Source organism: Parafannyhessea sp., assembly GCF_051876455.1.
Lineage (GTDB): Bacteria > Actinomycetota > Coriobacteriia > Coriobacteriales > Atopobiaceae > Parafannyhessea.
The window spans coordinates 1-3,239 of record NZ_JBJEHW010000096.1 but is presented as its reverse complement, the minus strand read 5'-3'; the positions used below and the strand labels follow the sequence as shown (position 1 = coordinate 3,239).

Annotated in this window: 2 protein-coding genes; both read right to left on the bottom strand. The window is 70.3% G+C overall.

Going from position 1 to position 3,239, the window contains the following annotated elements:
• Positions 1–94 precede the first annotated feature (94 nt).
• Entirely contained in the window at positions 95–2,470 is a 2,376-nt protein-coding gene (locus ACI38Z_RS04520) for an ArnT family glycosyltransferase (RefSeq protein WP_439788994.1), read from the bottom strand.
• On the bottom strand, positions 2,467–3,239 hold a 773-nt coding region (locus ACI38Z_RS04515), incomplete at its 5' end, for a glycosyltransferase (protein WP_439788993.1). The genes ACI38Z_RS04515 and ACI38Z_RS04520, both read right to left, overlap by 4 nt.

The window sequence follows — 3,239 nt, the reverse complement described above, 5'->3', positions numbered from 1 at the left end:
GGCGAGACGCGAACGGGGCGGCCGCCCGTCCGGACGGTCGCCCCGCTCTTGTTGGTCGTATGCCCTGCGGTGCCAGGAGGAGCCTGCTGCCAGGCTACGAGCTCTGCTTGGTGAGGTCGTACACCGTTACGCCGTCGACCGTTTTGGACTCGAAGTTCTCCTTCACCCAGGACTCTATCTGGCTCGAGGCGTCCGAGCCGCCGATCTGCGTGCCGCCCGTACCGCCGCTCGCGATGTAGTAGTGGACAAGGCCTTGCTTGACCCACTTCTTGAACTGCGCGAGCGTGGGCGAGGGGTCGCTTCCGTTGAAGCCGCCGATGGGCATGACCGGGCACTCAGTCGCGAGTTGGTAGCTTGCGGCGTTCTGCGAGCCCGTGGTCGCGGCGACCCAGCGGTACTTGCCCGAGTTGGCCTTGAGCAGCTTGGCGAGCTTGGACGAGACGGAGCCCGACGAGCCGCCGAGAAGACCGCCCATGCCGCCAGAGCCATATCCCGTGCCCGCGCCGGGACCGCCGGCCGTGCCGCTGGGCGGGGTGCCGCCCTGGCCGCCGGTGGTGGCGGACCCGCTCGCGCCGCCGGAGCCTCCGGGGCCGCCCATGGTGCCGGAGCCGCTGCCAGTTACGCTTGGCGGCTGCATGCCGGTCGAGCCCGTACTGGTGCCTGTACTGGTGCCGGTCCCGACGTTTGAGCTGGTAGACTGCGCGCCCGAGCTGCCGGTGGGCGCCTGGGGCATGCCTGTCGTCTGGCTGCCGGCGGACGTGCCGGGCGCGCCGCCCTGGCCGCCCATGCCATTGCCGCCGCCCGGGCCGCCCTGTCCGCCGCCCATGGTGGAGTCTCCGCTCACGCTGGGGCCGGCCGTCACGATGGAGCCGGTGTGCGCCGTGGCTGCGGTGTAGAGGCTGTAGCTCACGGGTCCCACGGCGGCAGAGAGGATGGCGAGCGCCAGGGCCATGGACTCGAGCCTGGTCATGCCTGCAGGTTGGATGGCCAGGTGTCGGGCGGGCAGGGCCGCCTGCTCGCTTGCGGGTTCCTGCCGAGCGGGCTCGTCCTTCTCGCCCGCGGGGATGGGTACGACGGTCGCCGCCGCGGTGGTGGTACCTGCCCTGCGCCAGGCGACGGCCTGCAGGATGGCGGAAGCTACGGCCAGCCCGAGGGCGATCGGGCGCAGCGCCCAGATCCAGTCGGAGCGCTCGAGCAGCACCACGGCCCAGATGCCGCACGCGAGCGCGAGCACGATGCCCATGACCCGCGCCCATGCAAGGCTCCTGCATTTGACCAGGTAGAACACGCAGATTGCCGCAAGCGCCGCCGTCGCGGGCGCAAGGGCCACGGTGTAGTACTGGTGGATGGTGCCCCCCATGAAGCTGAAGATGGCACCCGTGACCAGGAGCCAGCCGACCCAGGCGATCACCTGGGCGCGTCGCACGCTCGTGCGGGGCGCCTTGGCCAGGCAGACGAGCGCGACCACGATGCCCGCGAGCGCCACGGGCGCGAGCCACGACCACTGCGTGCCCCACACGCCGTCGAACAGGCGCGTGATGCCGGTCTGGCCCCACATGCCCGACTGTCCCGTGGCGATGGTCGTGGTGGTGGAGCCGCCATAGCCGCCGGCGCCTCCCGCGACCACGGCGCCCTCCATGGAGCCGGTGATGCGGCCCAGGCCGTTGTAGCTGAAGGTGAGCTCGATAAAGGAGTTGGTCTGCGAGCCGCCGATGTACGGGCGCATGCTCGCGGGCACCAGCACGGTGAGCGCCACCCACCAGCCGGCGCTCACCACGAGCGCACCCACGGCGGCAGCGCTGTCGAGCAGTCGCCTGCGCCAGCCCGTGGGGCTTGCGAGCAGGAAGGCAACCGCAAGCCCCGGCAGGATCAGGAACGCCTGAAGCTGCTTGGTGAGGAAGGCGAACCCGCACGCCACGCCCGCGAGCGCCATCCACGCGGTGCGGCTGCGGTTGCCGGCGGCCGTGGGCTCGTACTCCAGCGCGCGCAGCACGCAGTGCACGCAGCAGACAAGCAGCAGCATGAGCAGGGCGTCGGGGTTGTTGAAGCGGAACATGAGGCACGCCACGGGCGTGGTCGCGAGTGCCGCGCCCGCGAGGATGCCGGCCCAGTGGCCAAACTGCCTGCGCACCGTGGCGTACAGCAGCCAGACGCACAGCACGCCCATGATGGCCTGCGGAACCAGGATCGACCAGCTTGACAGGCCAAAGATCCTGACCGCGAGCGCCATGGGCCAAATTGCGGCGGGCGGCTTGTCCACCGTGATGGAGTTGCCGGCGTCGGACGAGCCCCACAGGAACGACCACCAGTTGGTGGAGCCCGCCTGGGCCGCCGCGGAGTAGAACTCGTTGGCGTAGCCAGACCTGGAGAGCCCCACCAGGTACAGCAGCGCCGTGGCACTAAGGAGTAGGGCGAGCGAGAAGAGCTCGCCCCGCGACCGCCTGGGCAGACGTTTGCCGGCAAGGATCATGCGTGCCCCCGTCCGCAGGGGTGCAGCGCGACCATCTGCCGCGCCTGCGCCGCGTCCTGCCACGAGGCTGCGTCGCGTGCGTTCCGGCTGTGCGCCGCCCGGGGTTGCACGGAGGCGATCTGGGTGTCGAGCCTGTGCGTGCGGATCGCGGCGCGCAAGCGCCTGATGCCCGCGAGGTCCTGGCGCACGGTCTTGGGGATGTCGACTGTGGTGTTGGTGTCCTCGACCCAGGTGACGGGCACCTCTCGCAGGGTCAGGCTCGCCTGCCGGGAGACGACGAGCAGCTCCGTGTCGAAGAACCACTCGTTGTCCTGCACGATGGGAAGGAAGGCGCGGGCTGCCTGCGCGCGCATCGCCTTGAAGCCGCACTGCGCGTCGGCAACGTGGTAGGAAAACGCAAGGTTGAGCAGCAGGTTGTAGCAGCGCGATATGAACTCGCGCTTGAGACAGCGCGTGGTGTGGGACCCGCGCGAGAGCCTGCTGCCGTAGGCGACGTCCGCGGAGCCTGCGAGCAGCGGCGTGACCAGCGCGGGAATCGCGTCCAGGTCGGTCGATAGGTCGACGTCCATGTACGCCACGACCCGTGCGTCGGACGCGAGCCAGACGCGCTTGAGGGCGCGGCCGCGGCCCTTCTCGTCCAGATGGATTGCGCCCACGTGGATGGGGTCCTGGTCGCTCATCTTGCGCGCGATGGCCAGCGTGTCGTCTGTGCTCGCGTTGTCCGCGACCGTCACCCTCCAGCTGAACTGCGCGTTCTTGCGCAGCCACT